Annotated in this window: 22 protein-coding genes and 1 pseudogene; 13 read left to right on the forward strand and 10 right to left on the reverse strand. The window is 74.4% G+C overall.

Features of this window, described 5'->3' with window-relative positions; all coding sequences use genetic code 11:
• Window position 1: 1 nt before the first annotated feature.
• The gene (locus tag ACFY61_RS27215) at window positions 2-967 is read right to left on the reverse strand and encodes a GlxA family transcriptional regulator (RefSeq protein WP_389476084.1); all 966 of its coding nucleotides are present in this window, start codon (window positions 965-967) and stop codon (window positions 2-4) included.
• Window positions 968-1,100: 133 nt separating this feature from the next.
• On the opposite strand from ACFY61_RS27215, the gene ACFY61_RS27220 reads away from it, so the two are divergent.
• From ACFY61_RS27220 to ACFY61_RS27235, 4 genes are all read left to right on the forward strand, one after another.
• A complete protein-coding gene (locus ACFY61_RS27220) occupies window positions 1,101-1,556 on the forward strand; it encodes a hypothetical protein (protein WP_389476086.1) in 456 nt (151 codons plus the stop codon).
• Between the two features lie 162 nt (window positions 1,557-1,718).
• A complete protein-coding gene (locus tag ACFY61_RS27225; RefSeq protein ID WP_389476088.1) occupies window positions 1,719-3,521 on the forward strand; it encodes a VanW family protein in 1,803 nt (600 codons plus the stop codon).
• A 103-nt stretch (window positions 3,522-3,624) separates the two neighbouring features.
• Complete coding sequence (locus ACFY61_RS27230) at window positions 3,625-6,351, forward strand: SpoIIE family protein phosphatase (protein ID WP_389476090.1); 2,727 nt, start codon at window positions 3,625-3,627, stop codon at window positions 6,349-6,351.
• Window positions 6,352-6,411: 60 nt separating this feature from the next.
• Window positions 6,412-7,083 (forward strand): M15 family metallopeptidase, encoded by a 672-nt coding sequence (locus ACFY61_RS27235; protein WP_389476091.1) that lies wholly within the window; start codon window positions 6,412-6,414, stop codon window positions 7,081-7,083.
• Window positions 7,084-7,098: 15 nt separating this feature from the next.
• Here the strand turns inward: ACFY61_RS27235 and ACFY61_RS27240 are convergent.
• Window positions 7,099-8,244, reverse strand: a pseudogene (locus tag ACFY61_RS27240) (MFS transporter); the annotation flags it as partial.
• 176 nt (window positions 8,245-8,420) lie between these two features.
• Here ACFY61_RS27240 and ACFY61_RS27245 point away from each other — a divergent pair.
• Window positions 8,421-8,831, forward strand: coding sequence for a YciI family protein (locus ACFY61_RS27245; protein WP_389476093.1), 411 nt, complete (start codon window positions 8,421-8,423; stop codon window positions 8,829-8,831).
• A gap of 15 nt (window positions 8,832-8,846) precedes the next feature.
• Here the strand turns inward: ACFY61_RS27245 and ACFY61_RS27250 are convergent, their stop codons facing one another.
• Window positions 8,847-9,659 carry an ABC transporter permease gene (locus ACFY61_RS27250; protein ID WP_389476095.1) on the reverse strand — a complete coding sequence of 271 codons (813 nt, stop codon included), beginning with the start codon at window positions 9,657-9,659 and terminating at the stop codon, window positions 8,847-8,849.
• Window positions 9,656-10,726, reverse strand: coding sequence for an ATP-binding cassette domain-containing protein (locus ACFY61_RS27255; protein WP_389476097.1), 1,071 nt, complete (start codon window positions 10,724-10,726; stop codon window positions 9,656-9,658). Before ACFY61_RS27255 ends, ACFY61_RS27250 begins: the two co-directional genes overlap by 4 nt.
• Before the next feature lie 164 nt (window positions 10,727-10,890).
• Here ACFY61_RS27255 and ACFY61_RS27260 point away from each other — a divergent pair, with 164 nt between their 5' ends.
• The 6 genes from ACFY61_RS27260 to ACFY61_RS27285 all read left to right on the forward strand — a co-directional run bounded on the left by ACFY61_RS27260 (window position 10,891) and on the right by ACFY61_RS27285 (window position 16,817).
• Entirely contained in the window at window positions 10,891-11,310 is a 420-nt protein-coding gene (locus ACFY61_RS27260; RefSeq protein ID WP_389476319.1) for a GntR family transcriptional regulator, read from the forward strand.
• Window positions 11,307-12,218: an ATP-binding cassette domain-containing protein gene (locus ACFY61_RS27265; RefSeq protein ID WP_389476099.1), complete on the forward strand. Its 912-nt coding sequence runs from the start codon at window positions 11,307-11,309 to the stop codon at window positions 12,216-12,218. The genes ACFY61_RS27260 and ACFY61_RS27265 overlap by 4 nt, the downstream gene beginning before the upstream one ends.
• Window positions 12,215-13,171, forward strand: coding sequence for a transporter (locus tag ACFY61_RS27270; protein ID WP_389476101.1), 957 nt, complete (start codon window positions 12,215-12,217; stop codon window positions 13,169-13,171). Before ACFY61_RS27265 ends, ACFY61_RS27270 begins: the two co-directional genes overlap by 4 nt.
• A gap of 87 nt (window positions 13,172-13,258) precedes the next feature.
• Window positions 13,259-14,068 (forward strand): class I SAM-dependent methyltransferase, encoded by an 810-nt coding sequence (locus tag ACFY61_RS27275; RefSeq protein ID WP_389476103.1) that lies wholly within the window; start codon window positions 13,259-13,261, stop codon window positions 14,066-14,068.
• Between the two features lie 101 nt (window positions 14,069-14,169).
• Window positions 14,170-15,576: an MFS transporter gene (locus ACFY61_RS27280; RefSeq protein ID WP_389476105.1), complete on the forward strand. Its 1,407-nt coding sequence runs from the start codon at window positions 14,170-14,172 to the stop codon at window positions 15,574-15,576.
• Window positions 15,573-16,817 (forward strand): anhydro-N-acetylmuramic acid kinase, encoded by a 1,245-nt coding sequence (locus ACFY61_RS27285; RefSeq protein ID WP_389476106.1) that lies wholly within the window; start codon window positions 15,573-15,575, stop codon window positions 16,815-16,817. The genes ACFY61_RS27280 and ACFY61_RS27285 overlap by 4 nt, the downstream gene beginning before the upstream one ends.
• 7 nt (window positions 16,818-16,824) lie before the next feature.
• Here ACFY61_RS27285 and ACFY61_RS27290 read toward each other — a convergent pair whose 3' ends face one another.
• Window positions 16,825-17,358 (reverse strand): tetratricopeptide repeat protein, encoded by a 534-nt coding sequence (locus tag ACFY61_RS27290; protein ID WP_389476107.1) that lies wholly within the window; start codon window positions 17,356-17,358, stop codon window positions 16,825-16,827.
• A gap of 238 nt (window positions 17,359-17,596) precedes the next feature.
• Here ACFY61_RS27290 and ACFY61_RS27295 point away from each other — a divergent pair, with 238 nt between their 5' ends.
• Window positions 17,597-18,370 (forward strand): endonuclease I family protein, encoded by a 774-nt coding sequence (locus ACFY61_RS27295; RefSeq protein WP_389476109.1) that lies wholly within the window; start codon window positions 17,597-17,599, stop codon window positions 18,368-18,370.
• Between the two features lie 24 nt (window positions 18,371-18,394).
• On the opposite strand, the gene ACFY61_RS27300 is transcribed toward ACFY61_RS27295, so the two are convergent.
• The 5 genes from ACFY61_RS27300 to thpR form a co-directional block, all read right to left on the reverse strand.
• A complete protein-coding gene (locus tag ACFY61_RS27300; RefSeq protein WP_389476111.1) occupies window positions 18,395-19,123 on the reverse strand; it encodes a DUF4232 domain-containing protein in 729 nt (242 codons plus the stop codon).
• Between the two features lie 223 nt (window positions 19,124-19,346).
• On the reverse strand, window positions 19,347-19,808 hold the full coding sequence (locus tag ACFY61_RS27305) for a VOC family protein (RefSeq protein WP_389476113.1): 462 nt from the start codon (window positions 19,806-19,808) through the stop codon (window positions 19,347-19,349).
• Complete coding sequence (locus tag ACFY61_RS27310; protein ID WP_389476115.1) at window positions 19,805-20,389, reverse strand: DinB family protein; 585 nt, start codon at window positions 20,387-20,389, stop codon at window positions 19,805-19,807. Before ACFY61_RS27310 ends, ACFY61_RS27305 begins: the two co-directional genes overlap by 4 nt.
• Window positions 20,390-20,620: 231 nt before the next feature.
• On the reverse strand, window positions 20,621-21,307 hold the full coding sequence (locus ACFY61_RS27315; protein ID WP_389476117.1) for an alpha/beta fold hydrolase: 687 nt from the start codon (window positions 21,305-21,307) through the stop codon (window positions 20,621-20,623).
• A gap of 122 nt (window positions 21,308-21,429) precedes the next feature.
• The gene (gene thpR, locus ACFY61_RS27320; protein ID WP_389476119.1) at window positions 21,430-22,017 is read right to left on the reverse strand and encodes an RNA 2',3'-cyclic phosphodiesterase; all 588 of its coding nucleotides are present in this window, start codon (window positions 22,015-22,017) and stop codon (window positions 21,430-21,432) included.
• Between the two features lie 77 nt (window positions 22,018-22,094).
• Here thpR and ACFY61_RS27325 point away from each other — a divergent pair, with 77 nt between their 5' ends.
• The gene (locus tag ACFY61_RS27325; protein WP_389476121.1) at window positions 22,095-22,892 is read left to right on the forward strand and encodes an alpha/beta fold hydrolase; all 798 of its coding nucleotides are present in this window, start codon (window positions 22,095-22,097) and stop codon (window positions 22,890-22,892) included.
• Window positions 22,893-22,929: the final 37 nt, after the last annotated feature.

Below are 22,929 nucleotides of genomic sequence, written 5' to 3' on the forward strand. Positions count from 1 at the left end.
ACTACGGGCGGCGCTGCGTCGCGCGGTAGTGGGACGGGGCCACCCCGAACCGCTCGGTGAAGGCCAGCCGCAGGCTCTCGGCGCTGCCGAACCCGCAGCGCGCGGCCACGCCGGCCACCGGCAGCGCGGTCGAGACCAGCAGCTGCGCCGCCGCCTCGGTGCGGGCCCGGCGGACGTACCGGCCCGGCGCCATCCCGAGCTGCTCCGTGAACAACCGGGTGAGGTGACGCGGCGTCACTCCGGCGCGGGCCGCGAGGGCGGCGGTGCCCAGGTCGTGGTCCGGGTGGGCCGAGATGTGGCCGACCAGTTCGCGGACCAGACCGTCGCGCGGCGGCGGCGCCGCAGTGAACAGGCTCATCTGGGCCTGGTTACCGGGCCGTTGGAGGTACGTCACCAGATCCCGGGACACCTGGCGGGCCAGTTCGGGCCCGTGGTCCTCCTCGACGAGGGCGAGGGTCAGGTCCAGCGCGCTGGTGATCCCCGCCGCCGTGTACACGTGCCCGTCCCGGACGTAGATGGGGGAGGCGTCCACCTCGACCCGCGGGTGACGGGCGGCCAGCCGGTCCGCGAACCGCCAGTGCGTGGTGGCCCGCCGGCCGTCCAGCAGCCCGGCCGCGGCGAGCACCCCGGCCCCGGTGCACACCGAGGCCACCCGCCGGCTCTCCCGCGCCAGCCGCCGCACGTGCCCCACGAGCCGCGTGTCCTCCGCCGCCCGCTCGAAGCCGGTCCCGCCCGACACGATCAGCGTGTCGAGGGGGCCGGTGAACCGCTCCAGGGACTCCTGCCCCCCCAGGGCCAGGCCGGTGCCGCAGACGACCGGCCCCCCGCCCGGGGAGACCAGGGCCACCCGGTACGGCACCGCCGGCCGGCCGATGCCGTTCGCCATGGCCAGCGTCGTCGTCACGCACGCGATGTCCAGCAACTCGGCCGCCTCGTAACCGACCACCGCCATCAGCCGCTCCGCCATGCCGCGACCCTATGCCGGAAGGACGCGTACCCCAAGGCCGCGGACATCCGGCCGCCCGTACCCGCCCGGTGGCCGCGACCGCCCCGGACAGTGGAGCCGGACACCCACCACACCGCCGAGACGGGGAGGCACCATGACCACCGGAACCCACCGCCCACCGCCCGCCGGGACGCCGCGCCGCGTCCTCGCGGCCGCCGCCCGCCGCCTGCCCACCCTGCTGGCCCTCGCCCTGGCCGTCGTCACCTTCGCCGACGGGGTCCCGCCGCTGGGCTTCCTGGCCGGCCTGCTCGTGGTCATGCCCCTGTGCTACCTGGCCTTCGGGGTCCTGCGCGGCGAGCTCCGGGACCGGCGCGCCCTGCTCGTGCAGACCGGTGGCCTCCTCGGCTTCACGGGCCTCGCGCTCTGCGCCCTCGCGGCCGGAGGGACCGCAGGCCTGGCCCTGGTGGCCGCGGGCTGGCTGGCCCACGCGGGCTGGGACCTGGCCCACCACCGGTCCGGGAAGGTCGTCCCCCGGGCCTGGTCGGAGTGGTGCGGGGTGGTGGACGCCGCCGGGGCCGTCGCCATGACCGCTCTGATCTGGACGGCCTGACCTCCTGTCCCGCCCCCGCCCGCCCTTCCGGCCGCTGTGAAAACAATTACTTCTCACCCGTATAGTCCGTTTTGGAGCCATCATGGGACCGGAACTGTCGTCAACGGCCGCCCTCCGCGGCCCGCGCCCCCGTCGACCGGTCGGCGCCAGGCAAGGAGAGACGTGCGACCTGCGGGCAGCCGGAAGGGCAACTGGAAGGGCAACTGGAAGGGCAACTGGCGGATAGCCCTGCCGACGGCGGGCGGAGCCCTGGTCCTCGGACTGGGCGGCCTCTACGTGGCCGGGCTCGTGACGGGCGACGACGTCGCCGCGGGCACCCGGGTCCGCGGCGTCGACATCGGCGGGACGAGCCGCGCCGAGGCGGAGCGGGTCCTCACCCGCGAGCTCGGCCCCCGGGCCGCGGCACCCGTCCCCCTGAAGATCGGCGACCGCGTCGAGAACGCCGACCCCGCCGCGCTCGGCCTCTCCCTCGACGCCGGCGCCACCGTCGACCGCGCCGCACGCACCGGGTACGGCCCGGTCACCGTCATCGGCAGGCTCTTCGCCTCCGGTGACCAGGACCTCGAACCGGTGGTCCGCACGGACGAACGGACCGCCCGCACCGGCGCCGAACAGCTGCGCGAGCGCACCGCCCAGCAGGTCCGCGACGGCTCCGTCACCTTCGCCGGCGGCGAGCCGGAGGCCGTCACCGCACAGCCCGGCGTCACCCTCGTCACCGACCGCGTCCTCGACACCGTCCGCGACGCCTACCTCCGCCCGGACACCGGTCCCGTGGTCATGCCCGTCCACCGCACCGAGCCCCGCGTGGGAGCCGGCGAGACCGCACGGGCCCTCCGCGAGTTCGCCGAGCCGGCCATGTCCGGGCCCGTCACCCTCACCGTCGCCGGGAACCCCGTCTCCATCGCCCCCTCCGTCCTCGGCGCGCACCTGAAGATGAACGCCGACGCGAAGGGCCGCCTGGTCCCCGCCCTGGACTCCGCCGGCCTGCTCGCCGACCCCGCCGTGGCCGGCCCCGTGGCCCGCGCCACCGACACCCCGCGCGACGCGGTGCTCGGCACCGACGCCGCCGGCGACGTCGTCGTCGAGCGCCCCAGCCGGCCCGGCACGCAGGTCACCCAGGCCGCGCTCGGCCGCGCCGTCATGCCCCTGCTGACCCGCTCGGGCACCGACCGCAGCGGCGAGGTCGCCACCGAAACGGTCCAGCCGCGGGTCGCCGACACCGAGCTCGCCTCCCTCGGGATCAAGGAGAAGGTCTCCTCCTTCACCGTCGAGTTCCCGGCCGCCCCGTACCGCACCACCAACATCGGCCGCGCCGTCGAGCTCATCAACGGCTCCCTGGTGCTGCCCGGCAAGGAGTGGAGCTTCAACCGGACGGTCGGCGAGCGGACCCCGGAGAACGGCTTCGTCGACGGCATCATGATCAACGACGGGCAGTACGTGAAGTCGCCCGGCGGCGGGGTCTCCGCCGTCGCCACCACCATGTACAACGCCGCCTTCTTCGCCGGCGTCAAGCCCGTCGAGTACGGCGCCCACTCGTTCTACATCGAGCGCTACCCCGAGGGCCGCGAGGCCACCGTCGCCTGGGGCAGCCTCGACCTGCGCTGGCTCAACGACTCCGGCAACGCCCTCTACGTCAAGGCCGAGTCCAGCGACACCTCGCTGACGATCACCCTCCTCGGCACCCGCAAGTACGACGAGATACGCGCCACCAAGGGACCGCGGACCAACGTCACGCAGCCCGCCAAGCGGACGGGCAGCGGCCCGAAGTGCGAGGTCCAGACCCCGCTCGAAGGCTTCGACGTGACCGTCGGCCGCGTCTTCGTCAAGGGCGGCCAGGAGGTGAAGCGCGAGGAGTTCAAGACCCACTACACGCCGCGCGACGAGGTCACCTGCACCCCTCAGACCCCCGGCACCCCCGGGAACCCGGCGGCCGCCGACGCGGCCCCCGTCCCCCCGAGTGGGTGACACCCGGTAACCACCGGCCCGCTCGGCGCACCGCGCGGCGGCCACCGCGGCCCGGAAGTGCTAATACTGAGATCGTGACCCTTCCTCGCCACCCGTGCCGGGCATGTCGGTGCGGTCGTCACCCCTAACCAAGGGCATCCGAAGCGTCGCCGGCCAGGTGTTCGTCCTCCAGGTGGCGATCGTGGTCCTGCTCGCCGCCGGCGCCCTGCTCGCCCTGGTGCTGCAGTCCCGCCACGACAGCGAACGCGAGGCCCGCAACCGGTCGGTCGCCGTCGCGGAGACCTTCGCCCGCGCGCCCGGACTGCAGACCGCACTGGCGCGACCCGATCCCTCCGGTGCGCTGCAACCCCTCGCCGAGACCACGCGCAAGGCCGCCGGGGTGGACTTCATCGTGGTCATGGACACCAAGGGCATCCGCTACACCCACCCGCAGCCGGACCGCATCGGAAAACGCTTCGTCGGAACGATCGAGCCCTCCCTCGCCGGGCGCGTCCACACCGAGAGCGTCGAGGGCCCCCTCGGCCAGGAGATCCAGGCCGTGGTGCCCGTCACCGGCCCCGACGGCCGCGTCGTCGGCCTGGTCTCCGCGGGCATGACCGTGCAGAACGTCACCGGCATCGTCGACCGCCAGCTGCCCCTCATCCTCCTGGCCACCGCCACCGGCCTGGCCCTCACCACGGCCGGCACCGCGCTGATCAGCCGGCGCCTGCGCCGCCAGACCCACGGCCTGGGCCCCCAGGAGATGGCCCGCATGTACGAGCACCACGACGCGGTGCTCCACGCCGTCCGCGAAGGCGTGCTGATCACCGACGGCGACCGGCGGCTGCTGCTCGCCAACGACGAGGCGAAACGGCTCCTCGACCTCCCCGAGGGCGCCGAGGGACGCCACATCGGCGACGTCCCCGGCCTGGACAGCCGGATGGCCGACCTGCTGCTGTCCGGCCGGGTCGCCACCGACGAGGTCGTCGAGACCCCGGACCGGCTCCTCGTGGTCAACCAGCGGCCCACCCACCCCCGCGGCCGGCCGGAGGGCAGCGCCGTCACCATCCGCGACTCCACCGACATGCGCATCCTGACCGGCCGCGCCGAGGCGGCCCGCCGGCGCCTGAAGCTGCTCTACGACGCGGGCGTCGACATCGGCACCAGCCTCGACGTCGTCCGTACCGCGCAGGAACTCGCCGACGTCGCCGTCCCCCGCTTCGCCGACTTCGTCACCGTCGACCTGGCCGAGCAGGTGCTCGACGGCGACGAACCAGGCCCGGGCGACGACATGCGCCGCACCGCGGTCAGCGGCATCCGCACCGACCACCCCCTCTACCCCCTCGGCCGGCTGATCGACTTCCTGCCCTCCACCCCCCAGGCACGCGGCTTCGGCACCGGCGAGGCGGAACTCGTGCCCGACCTGGCCGACGCCCCCGGCTGGCAGGCCCAGGACCCGGAACGCACCCGGGCGATCGTCGAGTACGGCATCCACTCGCTGATCGCGGCCCCGCTCAAGGCCAGGGGAGTGGTCCTCGGCATCGTCAACTTCTGGCGGTCCCGCAAACCGGAACCCTTCGACGAGGAGGACCTCTCGCTGGCCGAGGAACTGGTCGCCCGCGCCGCCGTCGCCATGGACAACGCCCGCCGCTACACCCGCGAGCACAACCTCGCCGTCACCCTCCAGCGCAGTCTGCTCCCGCGGGCACTCCCCGAGCAGAGCGCCGTGGACGCGGCCCACTCCTACCTGCCCGCCCAGTCCGGCGTCGGCGGGGACTGGTTCGACGTGATCCCGCTGCCGGGCAGCAGGGTGGCCCTGGTCGTCGGCGACGTCGTCGGCCACGGCCTGCACGCCGCCGCCACCATGGGCCGGCTGCGCACCGCGGTGCACAACTTCACCTCCCTCGACCTGCCGCCCGACGAGATCCTCGCCCGCCTCGACGACCTCGTACAGCGCATCGACCACGACGACGACGGGGCCGACACCGGCTCCGGTGTGCTGGGCGCGACCTGCCTGTACGCCGTCTACGACCCGGTGTCCCGGGCCTGCACCCTGGCCCGCGCCGGGCACATGCCGCCCCTCGTCGTCGCCCCCGACGGCACCACCGAGATCGTCGAACTGCCGGCCGGACCCCCGCTGGGCCTGGGCGGCATGCCGTTCGAGACCGCCGAGCTGCAGCTCGCCGAGGGCAGCCTGCTCGTCCTCTACACCGACGGGCTGGTCGAGCAGCGCACCCGGGACATCGGCGAGGGCCTGGAGATGCTCCGTTCCGCGCTCAGCCACCCCGGCCGGGACCCCCGCGAGAGCTGCCGGGTCGTGCTCGACGCCATGCTCCCGGCCCGGCCCACCGACGACGTGGCCCTGCTGGTCGCCCGCACCCTCGCGCTGGGCCCCGACCGGGTCGCCGAATGGGACGTACCGTTCCACCCCAGCGAGGTCGCCGCGCTGCGGAACGCCGCGTCCCGCAAGCTCGACGAGTGGGGCCTGGCGGAGCTCGCCTTCACCACGGAGCTCATCCTCAGCGAGCTGATCACCAACGCCATCCGGCACGGCACCGCCCCCGTGCGGGTACGGCTGCTGCACGACCACGCCCTGACCTGCGAGGTGTGGGACGGCAGCAGTACCGCCCCGCACCTGCGGTACGCCGCCACCACCGACGAGGGCGGCCGCGGCCTGTTCCTGGTGGCCCAGCTCAGCGAGCACTGGGGCACCCGCTACACGCCCTCCGGCAAGGTCATCTGGGCCGAGCAGGCCCTGGCCCCGCCGGACGGCGGCGACGGAGCGGACGGCCCGCACGCCAAGGGCTCCGGCGACCCCGCCCTCTTCCTGGACTTCCCACCGCTGGCCTGACGTCCCCCGGGCGGCCTACATCACCGCGTCCGCGCGACACACCGCCAGTAGCGTGAAACCGTGCGACCCACGTCCGCCTCCCTGGCCGCGATGGCCCTCCTCTGCACGAGCACGCTCTCCTGCCGGGCGCAGCCGGCGGAGCCGCGGGCCGCGGTCATCGCCGCCCCGGTGCTCGCCGCGGAGGTCACCGCGGTCCCCGGGGCGAAGCTGGGCGGGAGCACGGGACCGGGCTGCCCGGTCGGCGCCGCGTCCCTGCGGCTGATACGCATGAACCACTGGGGGTTCGACGGCAAGGTGCACCGCGGCGAGCTGATAGCGCACCGGGACGCCGTCGAACCGCTGCTCCAGGTCTTCGGCCGTGCCTTCGACAGCCGCTTCCCCATCCGCCGTATGCGGGTGATGGCCGAGTACGGCGGCGACGACCTCAAGGCCATGGCCGACGACAACACCTCGGCGTTCAACTGCCGGCCGGTGACCGGCGACGGCCGCCGGCTGTCCCGGCACGCCTGGGGGGACGCCGTCGACATCAACCCGGTCGAGAACCCGTACGTGGACCGGCACGGGGTGGTGCACCCGCCCGCGGGCCGGGAGTTCCTGCGCAGGGACAGCGCCCGGCCCGGGATGATCGAGGACGGCGGGGTGGTGGTCACCGCCTTCCGCCGCGTCGGCTGGTACTGGGGCGGCCGCTGGAGCAACCCCGACTACCAGCACTTCTCCGCCAGCGGGGGCTGAGCGGAGGCCGGGTGCTCAGGCGGTCGCGGGTGCGGTGTCCGGATCGGGGTCGCCCGCCCGCTCGGCGCGCCGGCGGCGGGCGTCCGGATCGGTCCGGGAGTCGTACGCCGCCAGGGCGGGCAGCAGGGCCGCCAGCACCGCCACTGAGGCCACGCACGCCACACCGCCGCTCCAGACCGCCGTGCGGGTGCCGGTCCAGCCCGCCGCCCAGCCGGCCCTGACCTGACCCAGCTGCGGACCCACGCTGTACGAGAGCACCTCGATGCCGGCCAGCCGGCCCCGCAGCCCGTCCGGGATGGTCTGGTTCCAGATCGTGGAACGGCCCAGGCCGCTCAGCATGTCGCCGGCCCCGGCCAGCGCCAGGCACAGCAGCACCAGCCGGACGTCCGAGAACCAGCCGGCGGCGGCGATCGACACCCCCCACGCGGTCGCCCCACCCAGCACCAGCAGCCCGTGCCGCCGGACCCTGGACGTCCAGCCGCTGGTCAGGCCGAGCACCAGCGAACCGACCGAACCGGCCGCGTACATCAGGCCGAGCGCCCACGGGGCGTCGAGCTCGTCCGCGAGGAAGGGGAAGACTGCGTTCGGGAAGGCGAAGAACATCGCGGCCAGGTCCACCGCGTAGGTGCCCAGCAGGACGGGCCGGCTCCACGCGTAGCGCGCGCCCTCCGCGATCCCGCGCAGGGAGGGTCGGTCGGCGTCCCGGGCCGGCGGTGCCGGGCTCAGCCGCGTGCACAGCAGCACGGAGACGGCGAAGCCGGCCACGGTGACCCCGTACGCGGGGGCGTGGCCCGCGTAGGCCACCACCAGGCCGGCCAGCGAAGGTCCGGCGATCGCGCCGATCTGGTGGCGCAGCGCGCTCAGGGCGGCCGCGGCGGTGAGCTGGTCGTGCGGCACGATGCGGGCGGTCAGCGAGTCCAGGGCGGGCCGCTGGAGGCCGGTCAGCGCCGACACCCCGGCCGCCACCACGTAGAGCGGCCACAGCAGCGGCTCCGGCAGCAGCGCGTTCACCAGCAGCACCAGGGCGAGCAGGCCCAGCCCCAGCTCGGTCCACATGATCATCCGTCGCCGGTCCACGGCGTCGGCGAGGGCCCCGCCGTACAGTCCGAACACCACCAGCGGAACCAGCTCCACCGCGCCCATCGCACCGACGGCCAGCGGCGGAGGACCGAGGCCAGTCGGGTTCGGGTCTTGCGCACAACGGACGATCGTTGGTGAAGGTGCTCCGGGAATCAACCGGTTTTCCGGCCTCCCACCGGCCGCCGCACGGGGGAATTCGCGCGGGCGGGCCGGGCCGCCGCCCGCCCCGCCCGGCCGGCGTGGTGTGGGCTGGGGCGATGAAGTACTTCGTGACGGTGCAGGCGAGCCAGGCCGACTACGACGCGATGTCCGGGAGCGCGGGTTCGGGGTCCCCGCGGTGGAGCCCCGAGGACATCAGGGCGATGCTCGCGTTCATGAACGAGCTGAACGCCGAGCTCGCCGACTCCGGAGAGCTGCTCGACGGGCAGGGCTTCACCGCCCCCGCCGAGGCCCGCTTCGTCACCGGCTCCCCGGGCCGCAGCGCGGTGGTCACCGACCGGCCGTACGCCGAGGACGACGTCCAGCCGGCCGGCTACTGGCTGCTGGAGTGCTCCGGGCTCGACCGGGTGACGGAGATCGCGGCCAGGATCACCCAGTGCCCGGCTCCGGAGGGCTCCCCCGAGCGGCCGGTCGTCATCCGTCCCGTGGGCGAGGCCCCGACCCCCTGACCCCGGCCGCCGGGTTCACTGGTCCCGGGACCGGTAGGCGCGCATCGCGAGCGGCATGAAGACCGCCGCGATGCCCGCCGCCCAGATCAGGGACCACATCACCGAGTCCTCCACGGGCGTCCCGAGCAGCAGGCCGCGGAACGCGTCCGACAGGTGGGTGACCGGGTTGATCTCCACCCAGGCCTGGAGCCAGCCGGGCATGGTGTCCACCCGGGCGAACGCGCTGCTGGTGAAGGTGAGCGGGAAGATGAAGGTGAAGGCGAAGACCTGCACCTTCTCGGCGTCCCCGGCGAGCATCCCGGTGAGTACCGCCGTCCACGACACGGCCGCGGCGAACACCAGCAGGAGCAGTGTCGCGCCGAGGAAGCCCGCGAGGCTGCCGGTGATCCGGAAGCCGAGCACGGTGCCGAGCCCGATCATCAGCAGCATGGCCCACAACTGCTTGGCCAGGTCGGCCGTGATGCGGCCGAACAGCGGCGCCGAGCGGGCGATGGGCAGGCTGCGCAGCCGGTCGAAGACCCCCTTGGTGAGGTCGCTGTTCAGCGACATCGCCGTGTACACGCTCATGAAGAGGGTGTTCTGCACGATGATGCCCGCCAGCGCGTACTGCAGGTACTCCTGCGGCGAGCCCGCCATCTGCCCGCCGAACACGTACGTGAACAGGAACACGAACATGATCGGCGTGATGCTGTAGTCGACCAGTTCCATCGGGTTGTGCTTGACGGAGACCAGGCTGCGCCAGGCCATGGTCGCGGTCTGCCGCAGTGCCGCCGCGGGGCGCACGCGGCCGCGGCCGCCCAGGGTGTCGGTGAGCGTCGCGGTGGTCATGACGGCCTCCCCGCCTTCTCGTAGGCCCCGTCGGCGTCCTCGCCCCCGCCGTCCCCGCCGTCCCCGGTGGCCCCGGCGTGCTCGGAGTCCTCGGCGTCCCCGTCGTCCCCGCCGGCCTCCGGCGCGGCCGGCGCCGGCTCGGCGTGGTGCCCGGTGAGCGCCATGAACACCTCGTCCAGCGAGGAGCGGCGCAGGGTCAGCTCGCCCACCGCGATGCCCGCCTGGTCCAGCCGGCGCACCACGTTGGGCATCAGCGCGGGGTCGTTGACCGGTGCGGTGACGCCCTCGCCCTCGATCTTGACCAGCGGACCGGCCTCCTCGGCGATCACCTTGTGGGCCGCGGCGAGGTCGGCGGCGCGCAGCGGCCGCAGCTCCAGCACCTGCCCGCCGACCTGGGCCTTCAGCGCGTCGGGGGTGCCGTCGGCGATCACCCGGCCCTTGTCGATCACCACGATGTCGTCGGCCAGCCGGTCCGCCTCGTCCAGGTACTGGGTGGTCAGCAGCGCGGTCATCCCTTCGGCGACCAGGCCGCGCACCATCTCCCAGACCTCGCCGCGGCTGTACGGGTCGAGTCCGGTGGTGGGCTCGTCCAGGAACAGGATCCGCGGCCGTCCCACCAGGCTGGCGGCCAGGTCCAGGCGCCTGCGCATGCCGCCCGAGTACGTCTTGGCGGCCCGGCCGGCGGCGTCCGTCAGCTGGAACCGCTCCAGGAGTTCGGCCGCCCGGGCCCTGGCCTCCGCGCGCGGCATGCCGAGCAGCCGCCCGATCATCAGGAGGTTCTCGGTGCCGGTCAGGTTCTCGTCCACGGCGGCGTACTGGCCGGTGAGGCCGATCAGCGAGCGGACCCGGCCCGCCTCGCGCACCACGTCGAACCCGCCGACCTCGGCCCGCCCGCCGTCGGGCCGCAGCAGGGTCGCGAAGATCCGCACCGCGGTCGTCTTCCCCGCGCCGTTCGGCCCGAGCAACCCGAGCACGGTCCCCGCCGGGACCTGGAGGTCCACGCCCGCCAGCGCGTGGGTCTCCTTGAACCGCTTGGCCAGGCCCTCGGCCTGGATCGCATACGTCATGAGCTCACTCCGGTTCCGCAGGACTGGACGCCGCCACTGTTCTCAACTGTGACCCACGCCACTGACAATCCCCTCCCGGCGGCCCGGGAGGGGGTCGTTTGACAGGGGAGGGGTACAAGATCCATGCTTTCACTACTTGACTAGTGAAAGCATGGAAGGTGGACGTGGTCGAGTACCGGATCGACCGGACGAGCGGGGTCGCCGCCTACGTGCAGATCGTGCAGCAGACCGAACTGGCGCTGCGCATGGGCACGTTGCAGGTCGGCGACAAGCTGCCGACGGCCAGGGAGGTCGTCGAGGCCACCGCAATCAACCCCAACACCGTGCTCAAGGCGTACCGCGAGCTGGAACGCGCGGGGCTCGTGGAAGGACGCCGGGGACTCGGCACCTTCGTACGGCGCTCCCTCGCGCGCTCCGGCGCGGAGGACACCTCCGCGCTGCGCGCGGACATCGCCGGGTGGACGGCACGGGCGCGGGCGGCGGGACTGGAGAGGGCGGACATCCTCGCCCTGGTCACCGCGGCCCTCGACGAACAGGAAACACCCCCGGGAGACCGGGAACACACGACACAGGAGGACGCATGACCGGGCCCACCGCGCCGGACGCACTGCGCGCCACGGGACTCGGATTCCGGTTCCGCGCGCGGGGCGACTGGGCACTGCGGGACTGCGGGATGACCGTACCCACCGGCCGCATAGCGGCCCTCGTCGGCCACAACGGCGCCGGCAAGAGCACCCTGCTGCACCTCGCGGCCGGGCTGCTCCGCCCCGGGACCGGCGAGCTGCGGGTGCTCGGCGCCGTACCGGGCACGCCCGAGGCCCGCGACCGGGTCGCGCTGCTCACCCAGGACAAGCCGCTCTACCCGCGCCTGACCGTGGCGGACACCCTCCGCCTGGGCGCCCGGCTGAACCGCACGTGGGAGCAGCGGACCGCCGAGCGGATCGTCGGCGAAGGCGGAGTGCCGCTCACCGCCCGCGTGGGGGAGCTGTCGCCGGGCCGCCGCACCCGGGTGGCCCTCGCCCTGGCCCTCGGCAAACGCCCCGACCTGCTGCTCCTCGACGAGCCGCTGGCCGACCTCGACCCGCTGGCCCGCGAGCAGATCATGGCCACGCTGATGGCCGAGGCCGCCGAGCGCCCGGTCACCATCGTCCTGTCCTCGCACGTCCTGCCCGAGCTGGAGCAGACCTGCGACTGGGTGGTCCTGCTCCGCTCGGGCCGGGTCGAACTCTGCGAGGACGCCGACGAACTGCGCACCAGCCACTCCCTGCTCATGGGCCACCGCGACGGCGCCGCCGCCCTGACCGGGCACACCGTGGTCCACAGCCGTACGAACGGCCGCCAGATCACCGCCCTGGTACGGCACCGCAGCCCGGTCGACGGCGACTGGCACGTCCGCCGGCCCAGCCTCGAGGACGTCCTGCTCGGCCACCTCAGGGCCACGGCCGCGCCCGGGGCCGACGGCGGCGCCGGAGCGGCGGAGGTGGCGGCATGAGGGGCTCCCTGTGGCTGGCCTGGCGCCAGCAGCGAGCACTCCTCGCCGCCGCCCTGCTCCTGGTCGCCGTGACCGCGGCGGTCGCCGCGACCTCCCGCGCCGGGATGGTGCGCAGCATCACCGGAGGCATGTTCGACCACTGTGAACCGGGCCCGCTGTACTGCACCCCGCAGGACGGCTTCCTCCCCCTGCAGCTGGAGGTCCTGCCGCTCCATGTCCTCGGCGTCGTCAACGTCGCCCTGCCCGTGCTGATCGGCATGTTCTGGGGCGCGCCCCTGCTCGGCCGCGACCGCGAACTGGGCACCTCCCGCATGGTCCTGGCCCAGGGCATCAGCCGCGCCCAGTGGTTCGCCGGGCGGTTCGCCCTGGCCGCCGCCGGCACGCTCGTGCTCTCGGGCCTGCTCGCCCTGCTGTTCACCTGGTGGTGGCGCCCGGCCGCCGACCGCAGCTACGGCATCTTCTGGTACGACACCGTGGTGTTGAGCGGCTCGGGTCCGCGCACGGTCGCCGGCGCCCTCTTCGGCCTGGCCGCGGGCACGTTCACCGGCCTCCTGGTACGCCGGGTCCTCTCCGGGATGGCCCTCACCCTGCTGGCCACCGCGGTGGTGACGCTGGCACTCGAATGGGCTCACAAGGCCCGCCTGCTGGTACCCCCGCTCAGCTACACCAGCCCCGGAGCACAGCCCAAGCCCCCGATGGGCGACAAGTGGTCGACCGGCCACTACGGCATGATCACCGCCTCCGGCGGCCGCGAGTCCGCCGCGAGCTGCCCCTTCCCCTCCGGCACCGAACTGCGGCAGTGCATGGACCACCACGGCTACGTCGCCCGTTTCTACGAAGCCAACCCCGCGAGCGACTACTGGACCTTCCAGTGGGTCGACACCGCCCTCCTCGGCGCCCTCGCCCTCGCCCTGACCGCCGCCACGGCCCTGCTGCTGCGCCGCCGGGTCTGAGCCCACGCGCCGGCGCCCACCACCGCCGACGCGCGCCACCGCCTCCCCTTCCGTAATCTGCCCCTCGAGCAAGGAGGTCGCTTCGGCATGCCCAAAGACGCCAAGTCCCCGCAGAAGCTGAACAGCAACCGCTCCACGGTCACCCACAAGATCGGCTACGCGCTGCGCAACCCCGGCCGCGTCGCCCCCTACCTCCGCCGCGCCACCCGCGACGCCTGGCTGCGCCACCGTCACCCCGACCACGTCGCCTACTACCGCGCCGTCATGGCCTCGGACACCCGCCGCAACCCGGAGGCCGCCGTCGGCAGCCAGACCCACGACCGGTGGCTGGCACTCGGCCGGATGCAGTTCGACTACCTCGTGGAACACGGCCTGCGCCCCGGGCACCGGATGCTCGACATCGGCTGCGGCAACCTGCGCGGCGGATGGCGCTTCATCGACCACCTGGACGCCGGCGGCTACTACGGCATCGACATCTCCCCGGACATACTGATCGAGGCCAAGAAGACGCTCACCGAGCGCTCCCTGCAGGACAAGAAGCCGCACCTCACCATCACCGAGGACCTCACCCTGGACTTCCTGCCCGCCGACCACTTCGACGTGGTGCACGCGCACAGCGTCTTCTCCCACTCCCCGCTGCCGGTGATCGAGGAGTGCCTCGCGCACGTCGGCCGCGTGCTGACCGAGACCGGCTTCTTCGACTTCACCTTCGACCGCACCGAGGGCGCCGAGCACCAGGTGCTCGGCGAGGACTTCTACTACCGCACCGAGACGCTCCTCGCCCTCGCCCGCGAGCACGGACTGCACGCCCGGTTCATGGAGGACTGGGAGCAGCGCCCGCACGGCCAGTCGAAGATCCGGGTCAGTCGTTCCCCGCTGCCGGCGGAACCGGCCTGAGACGACCGCGGCCGGGACGCACCCCCCGTGGGGTGCGTCCGATCCGCTGAAGGGCGGCCGGGCCGCGCATCGCGCCGGGCCCGCCCGGGCAGCCAGTCGGTGTGTCCCGCCCAGCCGCCCGCCCGCCCGACGGCGGCCCCGCCCTGCCCCCGCCACCCGGTACGGCGACGCCGGTACGGCCGGCCCGGTCCGCGCTGCTCGCCGCCTCGGTCGGCAACTTCGCGGAGTGGTACGAGTTCGGCGTCTACGGCGCCTTCGCCACCGTCATCGCCGACCGCTTCCAGGCCCCCGGCACCGACCGGGCCCAGGCCCTCGTCGCCACCTACGCCACCTTCGCCGTCGCCTTCTTCTGCCGGCCGCTGGGCGCACTGCTCTTCGGCCGGCTCGCGGACCGGGCCGGCCGCCGGCCCGCACTCGTCCTCGCCGTCTGCCTGATGACCGGCGCGACCGCCGCCATCGGCATGCTGCCCGACCACGCCACCGCGGGCGCCGCCGCCCCGTGGCTCCTCACGCTCCTGCGCGCGCTTCAGGGCCTGTCCGCCGGGGGCGAGTTCGGCAGCGCCGTCAGCCTCATGACCGAGACCGCGCCCCCGGGCCGCCGGGGCGCGCACGGCGCCTGGCAGTCCTTCACCGTCGCCCTGGGCCTGCTCGCCGGGGCCGGGGCCGCCGCGGGCCTCGCCGCCCTGCTCACCGAACCGGCCCTCCACGCCTGGGGCTGGCGGATCCCCTTCCTGTCCGCGCTGCCGCTGGGCGCCGTCGCGCTGTGGCTGAGGCTGCGACTCCCGGAGTCCCCGCCGCCCGGCCCGGGTCCCCGTACGTCCGGGCCGGAGGCGGCCGCGGCCGGGTCCGCGGCGGGGTCCGGCAGCCGTTCCGCGGCGGGGTCGGGCAGCCGTTCCGCGGCGGGGTCCGGCAGCCGTTCCGCCTGCCGGTCCGTGGTCCTCGCCGTGGGCCGGATCATGGGCTGGTCCGCCGCCGGTTACACCTTCCTCGTCGTCCTGCCCTCCTACCTCCAGCTCACCCTGGGCGCCTCCTTCCAGCACGCCCTCACCGCGACCTTCCTGGCCAACCTGGGGTTCGCCGCCGCCGTCCTGCCCGCGGGCGCGCTCAGCGACCGGACCGGCCGCCGCCCCGTCATGCTGGCCGGCTGCGTCCTCGTCGTCCTGCTCTCCCTGCCGTTCCTGCACCTGCTCCGCGACCCGTCCGTCCCGCCCGCGGCGAAGGCCGCCCTGCTCCTCGCGGCAGGTGCGACCATCGGCCTGCTCGCCGGACCCGGCCCCGCCATGCTCGCCGAGTCCTTCCCCCGCTACGTCCGCAGCACCGGCCTCGGCCTCGCCTACGCCCTGTCCAACGCCGTCTTCTCCGGCTGCGCCGGGCTGATCGTCACCGCCCTGGTCCGCCACACCGGCAACCCCGACGTCCCCGCCCTCTACGCGGCCACGGCCTGCGCGTTCGCCGTACCCGCCCTGCTGACCCTGCGCCCCGACGACCACACGAGGCCCCTGCGATGAACGTCATCGGCCTGATGTCCGGAACCTCCTGCGACGCCGTCGACGCCGCCGCCGCCCGCATCGGCCACGAGGGCACCGCCCTGCACCTCACCCCGCTCGGCATGGTCGGCGAGCCGTACGACGAGGATCTGGCCCGGGCCCTGGCCGCCGCACTCCCGCCCGGCCGCACCACGCTCGCCGAGGTGTGCCGGCTCGACACCCTCATCGGCCGGACCTTCGCCCGCCTCGCCGCGCGCGCCGACCGCGAACTCTGCGGCGGGCGCGGCGAGCTGGTCGCCTCACACGGCCAGACCGTCTTCCACTGGGCCGACTCCGGCCGCGTCCACGGCACCCTGCAGATCGGCGAGCCCGCCTGGATCGCGGAGGAAACCGGCCTGCCCGTGGTGTCCGGCTTCCGCACCCGCGACATCGCCGCCGGCGGGCAGGGCGCACCCCTGGTCGCCCTGATCGACACCATGCTGCTGCGGGGGCGCGCGGGCGTACCGGCGGCGCTCAACCTCGGCGGCATCGCCAACGCCACCGTGCCGGCCGCCGGGAACGGCTCGAACGGCGGGAAGGGGCCGAACGGCGGGAACGGGCCGAACGGCGCGCCGGCGGCCTTCGACACCGGCCCGGGGAACGCCCTCCTCGACGCCGCCGCCCGCCGGCTCACCGGGGGCCGCCTCGACCGCGACACCGACGGCCGGCTCGCCGCACGCGGAACCGTCCACCAGCCCCTGCTCGACCACCTGCTGGCCGAGCCCTACTACGCACTGCCCGCGCCCAAGACGACCGGCCGGGAACTGTTCCACTCCGGCTACCTGGACGCCGCCCTCGCCAAGGTCGAACCCCTGCCGGTGCCCGACGTCCTGGCCACCCTCACCGCCCTGACCGCCCGTACCGTCGCCGCGGCGCTCCGGCCGCTGGGCGTCACCGAGGTCATCGCCTCCGGCGGCGGCACCCGCAACCCCGCCCTGATGGCCGCGCTGGGCCGGGAACTCGGCCCCGGCGTGCCGCTGCTGACCTCCGACGCCCTGGGCCTGCCGGCCGCCGCCAAGGAGGCCTACGCCTTCGCCGTACTGGGCTACCTCACGCTGCACGGAGCCCCCGGCACGGTACCCGGGTGCACGGGGGCGTCCGGCCCCCGTGTCCTCGGCTCCGTCACGCCGGGCCGCACCCCGCTCAGGCTGCCGGCCCCGCTGCCGTCGGCCCCGCTCGCGCTGACCGTGCGCCCCGGCGGAGCCGCGGCCGCGGGGGGCTGACCTGCGGTCAGGCCCGGGCGCCCTCGTCCGGTGCCGGCTCGATCAGCAGCCGGGCGTAGTTCCGCATCGAGCGCTGGTAGCGCGGCAGGTGGGCGGAGAGCGCCCCGAGGACCAGCGAAAGGCCCTCCCGCTCCCGGCCCAGGCCGGCCAGGCAGAGCGCGAGCGTCGCGCGTACGGCGTCGTCCAGCTCGTCTGACGGCGCGTGGAGTTCCGGTTCGAGGAGGGCCAGCCCCTCGCCGGGCCGGCCGAGGTTGCGCAGGGAACTGGCCAGCTGGATCTTGGTACGCCGGGCGCGGTAGCCGTCCAGGCCGAGGTCCAGGGCTTCCCGGTAGAGCGTGACCGCCCGGTCGGGGTGGCCCGTCGAGTCGAAGGCGCAGGCGCGTTCGAAAGGGGCGACCGGGCTGTTTCCGGGCAGTTCGTTCACCAGCCGGTCGACCTCGGCCCTGAACTCGGCCTCCCGCGCCTGCCCGGCGTACTCGTCGATCCGGGCCCAGAGGGCCGCCAGACGCTCTTCCCAGTCGGGGTCGGTGTCCTGATGCATGGGCAGCACCCTGCCGTACGGCGGCCCATGTGTGTCAAACGGTTTGCCGTCCGCGGTGTCCGGTGCCCCCCGGGTTACGCGGCGGTACGGACGCATGTACCTTCACCGTGCGACTTCGTCATGTGCATGCCTTCCGGACGTCACCTGAACGGCACGCCGCGATGTCAGCATCCCCACCACACCGACACCCGCAGCCGCATCCGGCCGCGGGGTCGTGCACGCCGAAAGGTTCCCCCACATGAACGTTTCTCCGCGCCGCTCCAGATGGGCCGCCGCAGGCGCCGCCGTGGCCGCCCTCGCCCTCCTCCAGCTGCCCACCACCCCCGCCGCGGCCACCGACTACTACGCCGCCGCCCAGGGCAAGACGGGCACGCAGCTCAAGTCCGCGCTGCACGGAATCATCAAGAACCAGTCCCGGATCTCGTACAGCGCCGTGTGGGAGGCGCTGAGGGTCACCGACCAGGACCCCGCCAACTCCGCCAACGTGATCCTGCTGTACTCGGGCCGCTCGCAGTCGAAGTGGACGAACGGCGGCGACCCCGACGACTGGAACCGTGAGCACGTGTGGGCCCAGAGCCACGGCGACTTCGGCACCGTCGCCGGCCCCGGCACCGACCTGCACCACATACGCCCCGAGGACGTCACGGTCAACAGCACCCGCGGCAACAAGGACTTCGACCACGGCGGCGGCCCGGTCAGCGAGGCCCCGGGCAGCCTCACCGACTCCAACTCCTTCGAGCCGCGCGACGCCGTCAAGGGCGACGTGGCGCGCATGATCCTCTACATGGCCGTCCGCTACGAGGGCGGCGACGGCTTCGCCAACCTGGAGGTCAACGACTCCACGAACGGCTCCGTCCCCTGGCACGGGCGCATCAGCGTGCTGAAGCAGTGGAACGAGATCGACCCGCCGGACGCCTTCGAACAGCGCCGCAACCAGATCATCTTCGACAGCTACCAGCACAACCGGAACCCGTTCATCGACCACCCGGAGTGGGTCGAGGCGATCTGGTAGCAGCCGTCGGCCGGCCGGCGTGCCCTAGCGGTCGCCCGACCGGAAGAGGACGTCCTCGACGGCGCGCAGGTCCTCGTGCCAGTACGTGGTCCGGGGCCCGGCCCCGATGTTGAGGAAGCCGTTCCGGTCGGGCAGCCCGATGTCGAGGGAGGCGACGTCCCGGTTGCTGCCCGGCGCTCGGTCCTGGTAGCCGACGGACAGGTTCCGCACGGCGGTCGTCGGCTCGCCCCCGCGGAACAGGTACAGGCCCGCGTAGGCCTTCTCCTTCGGCCCGATCGTGGCGACCGCCTGCGGGCGGGCGCCGATCGGGCCGATCGGGCCGTCCATCGGCTCGCCGAACCCGATGTACGGGTAGTGGTAGAGGGTGCAGGGCCGGTCGGTGAGGTTCGTGGCGGTGATGAGGAGGTTCTGCCCCGAGTCCATCCGCCAGAACGACGTGGCGAGCGAGAGGTCGTTGTCGTTGCAGGCCGTGGTGGCGGCCCCGGCACCGCCGGTGGGGCTCTTCGAACCGCCGCCGGGCCCCTGCGGGGTGCCGGCCGTGGCGCTCGGCGTGCCGGGCGCGGTGGCGGAGGCGGTGGCGGTGGCCGTGGGTGCCGGGGTGCCGGCCGCACCGGTCGTGGCGGTCGTGGCGGACGGGGTGGGGCTCTTGGCGTCGTCCTCGCCACCGGCCTGACAGGCGGTGGACGCGAGGAGCGCGGCGACGGCCGCGGCTGTGGCGGCGCGGGTCTTCCATCTGTTGCGAGCGATACGCATGGTTGCCCCCGTGTGCGCCTCGGACGGCGCGGATGGTGTGGTCGGACCGTTCGGTTCTGCCCGCGGCACCCCGCGCCGATACCGCTCCGGGAACGGCGTTACGGACTCAGGACACGAAGGAGACCGTTCCGTTCGCGGCCGCCGCGACCGCGCCACCAGCGGCGCGCGGGGCGCACGCCGGCGGCGTGCGCGGCACCACCGCGGCGGCGTGCGGCGACGCGGGTCAGTCCAGGCAGAACTCGTTGCCCTCCGGGTCGGTCATCACGATCCAGCCGGTGCTCATCGGAGGATCGGGTTCGAAGCGCCGCACCCGCGCCGCCCCCAGCGCGACCAGCCGCGCGCACTCGGCTTCCAGCGCCGCCATCCGCTCCTCGCCGGCCGCCCCGGGGGCCACGCGTACGTCCAGGTGGACCCGGTTCTTGGCCGCCTTGTCCTCCGGCACCCGCTGGAAGAGCAGCCGCGGACCGGACCCCGCCGGGTCCTCCAGCGCCGACCTGGAGTTCCACTCCTCCTCCGGTACGCCGGCCCGGGCGAGGAACTCCTCCCACGCGGCCACCGGGTCGGCGTCCGGCGCCAGACCGCCCCCCGGCGGCCCCGGAACGACGTAACCCAGCGCCTCGGCCCAGAAGGCGGACAGCGCCCGCGGGTCACGGGCGTCGAAGGTGACCTGGAATGCGCGGCTCATCGGCTCGCTCCGTTCTCGTACGACGTGTGCAGGTGGAGGTCGCGCAGCAGGCACACCTCCGAGAGGTGGTGGATCAGCTCACGGTGGATGTGCAACACCAGGTCGGCCATCGGCGCCTCCGGGTACGGCTCCTTCGGTCCGACGGGAACCGTCAGCCCGTCCTCGCCGAGCCCCCGCACCCCCGCCAGCCAGACCTCCAGCTGGTCCTCCAGCTGACGGAGGGCCTCCGTCGCGCTCCCCGCGTACTCCCAGGTGTCGTACGAGGCCGGCGGCGCGCCGAAGTGCGAGGCGTTCCGCATCGCCAGCACGCCGACGACGACGTGCCCGAGCCGCCAGGCGATCGTGGTGAACGGCGGGGGCACCGGCTCCGGGTAGGCGTAGTCGATGGTGAAGTCCCCGCCACCGGCCGGCCACGGCGCGGTGGAGGTGCCCCGCGGCCGCACGCTCCAGGCGCCCGGCACCGGTTCCCAGAAGTACTCGGCATCGGTGAGCCCGGCGAGCCGGGCCCTGAGCTGGTGGTCCCAGTGGAACTCCCACTGCTCGCGCAGGGTGCGGTTCCAGTCGGTTCGCTCCGCGTCCATGAGCCCACCCTGACACCGGTTGCGGACGGAATCGGTCCGCGACCGCGCCCGGCACGGCCGCCGGGGCGCCGGAAGGGTGAGGCACCCAGCCGCCCGGCACCCAGCCGCCCGGCACCCAGCCGCCCGGCACCCGGCCGCCGCCGCGCATCCGGCACGACGGCGTCCCGTACTGGCCGAAGGTCCGTCCCGACCGGACGCGCAAGCCGGGGGCCTGCCCCGCCTCGTGACGTTCTACGACACGGCCCGGGCCGCGCTGCGGATCACGTCCAGGACGGCCTCGGGCCGGGACAGCATCGGCACGTGCGAGGAGTCCACCTCGACCGTGGTGGCCCCCATCCGCTCGGCTTCGAACCGCTGGAGATCGGGGTTCACCGCGTGGTCCTGCCCGGCGACGACGAACCAGCTCGGCTTGGAGCGCCACGCCGGCTCGGCGGTGGTGGCGCCCAGCACCTCGGCGCGCGCGGACCCCTGGGTCGCCCAGACCAGCCGCTGCTCGGCCTCGGGCAGGTCACCGCAGAAGTGCGCGATGCCGTCCCGGGCGATCCACAGCCGCCCGTCCTCCTCGTCCAGGTGGTCGAAGAGCGGGGGCGGGTCGAACTTGCCGATCAGGTCCTGCGGGGTCTCCCCGGCGTCCGGGGCCAGGGCGGCGATGTACACCAGCCCGGCGACCCGCTCGTCGGTCCCGGCGGCGGTGATCACGAAGCCGCCCCAGGAGTGGCCGACGAGCACCGCCGGGGAGCTCACCCGGGCGAGGGCGCGGTGGACGGCGTCGACGTCGCCCTCCAGCGAGTCCAGGCCGTTCTGCGCGGACACCACCTCGTAGCCCTCGCCTTGCAGGACCGGGATCAGCTTCCCGTAGCAGGAGCCGTCGGCCCACAGGCCGTGCGCGAACACGACACTCGGTTTGCTCGGAGACATCGGCAGACTCCTCCACTCCGCGCGGACCCGTGCCCGCGCGCCTCGCCCGACAGCCAGCAGTCCACACCCGCACCCGCCACCGCACACCCCGGGTGACCCGATCGGGCACCGGGCCCGGCCCCTCAGCGGCCGTCCGCGAACTCCCACGACTCGATGTCCCGGTAGCGGATCGGGCCCGGCCCGCGGCCGAAGTTGCTGCCCACCAGGTGCAGCCGCCCGGCCGGCCAGCCCCGGCCGCTGAACGCGGCCAGTCCGGCCGCCGCGCGCAGCACGCTGGACGGGTCGTCGCGGCGGGCCCGGGCCAGCGTGAGGTGGGGCCGCAGCGGGCGGTCCTCGAAGGCGATACCGCACTCCCGGACCACCTCGCGCACCTCGCCGGCCAGCCCGTGCAGTGCCTCCAGGTCCCCGTCGATCCCGCTCCACAGGACCCGCTCGTCGAAGTGCCCGCTGCCGCGCAGCGCCAGCCGGACCGGCCGGCGCGCCGCGGCGAGCTCCGCCAGCGGCGGCCGCAGCAGCGGCACCGTCGCCGCCGGCAGCTCCCCGAGGAACGCCAGGGTGATGTGCCAGTCCTCGATCCGGTTCCACCGCATCCGCGGGTACGCCTCGTAGGCGGGGCGCAGCGCCCGCGCCAGCTCGTCCTTCGCGGCGTCGGGCGGGGCGAGGGCTATGAACACGCGGACGGTGGAGGAGGACTGGTTCTGTTCGGTCACACCGACTTCGTACACCACCGGCCGCCGGGCACGGCAAACCGGTGGGCGCCGCCCGCGCCGCCTGCCAGGATGACCTGATGATCGTTTCTCATGACACCGAGGGCGCGGCCGACGCGCCGGCCGTGGTCCTGCTGCACTCCGGGGTGTGCGACCGCCGTATGTGGGACCCGCAGTGGCGGCCGCTTGCCGAGGCCGGGTACCGGCTGGTCCGCCCCGACTTCCGCGGCTGCGGTGACTCCCCGGCCGCCACCGGGCCGTACTCGGACCACGGCGACGTCCTCGCGCTGCTCGACCGGCTGGGCATCGGCCGGGCCACGCTGGTCGGCTCCTCCTACGGGGGCCGGGTCGCGCTGACGGTCGCCGCCCGGCACCCCGAGCGCGTCACCGCGCTGGCGCTGCTCTGTCCGGACCGGCCCGGCCACCGGGCCGGGCCCGAGCTGCGGGCCTTCGGCAAGGCGGAGGACGCGCTGCTGGAGGCCGGCGACCTGGACGGCGCGGCCGAACTCAACGCCCGTACCTGGCTCGGCCCGGAAGCCGCGCCGCACACCCGGGCGCTCGTCGCCGGCATGCAGCGCCGCATCTTCGAGACGGCCCTCGCCGCGGAGGCCGCGGGCGACGGCGGCCACGAACTGCCGGAGCCCGCCCTGGACCTGCGCGCGGTCACGGCTCCGACGCTCGCGGTGGGCGGAGCCCACGACGTGGCGGACTTCCGGGGGATCGCCGCCTCGCTGCCGGGACTCCTCCCGCACGCTCGTCACCTGGAACTTCCCTGGGCCGGTCACCTGCCCTCGCTGGAGCGGCCGGAGGAGACCACCGCCCTGCTGCGGGAGTTCCTCGACACGCACGGGCGGTCCGGGCCACGAGCACGAACGTGACGGTGATGAGCAGCGCCCAGGCGCCGAACTTGGCGAG

This window comes from Streptomyces sp. NPDC012888 (genome assembly GCF_042900645.1).
In the GTDB taxonomy this organism is placed as follows: Bacteria; Actinomycetota; Actinomycetes; order Streptomycetales; family Streptomycetaceae; genus Streptomyces.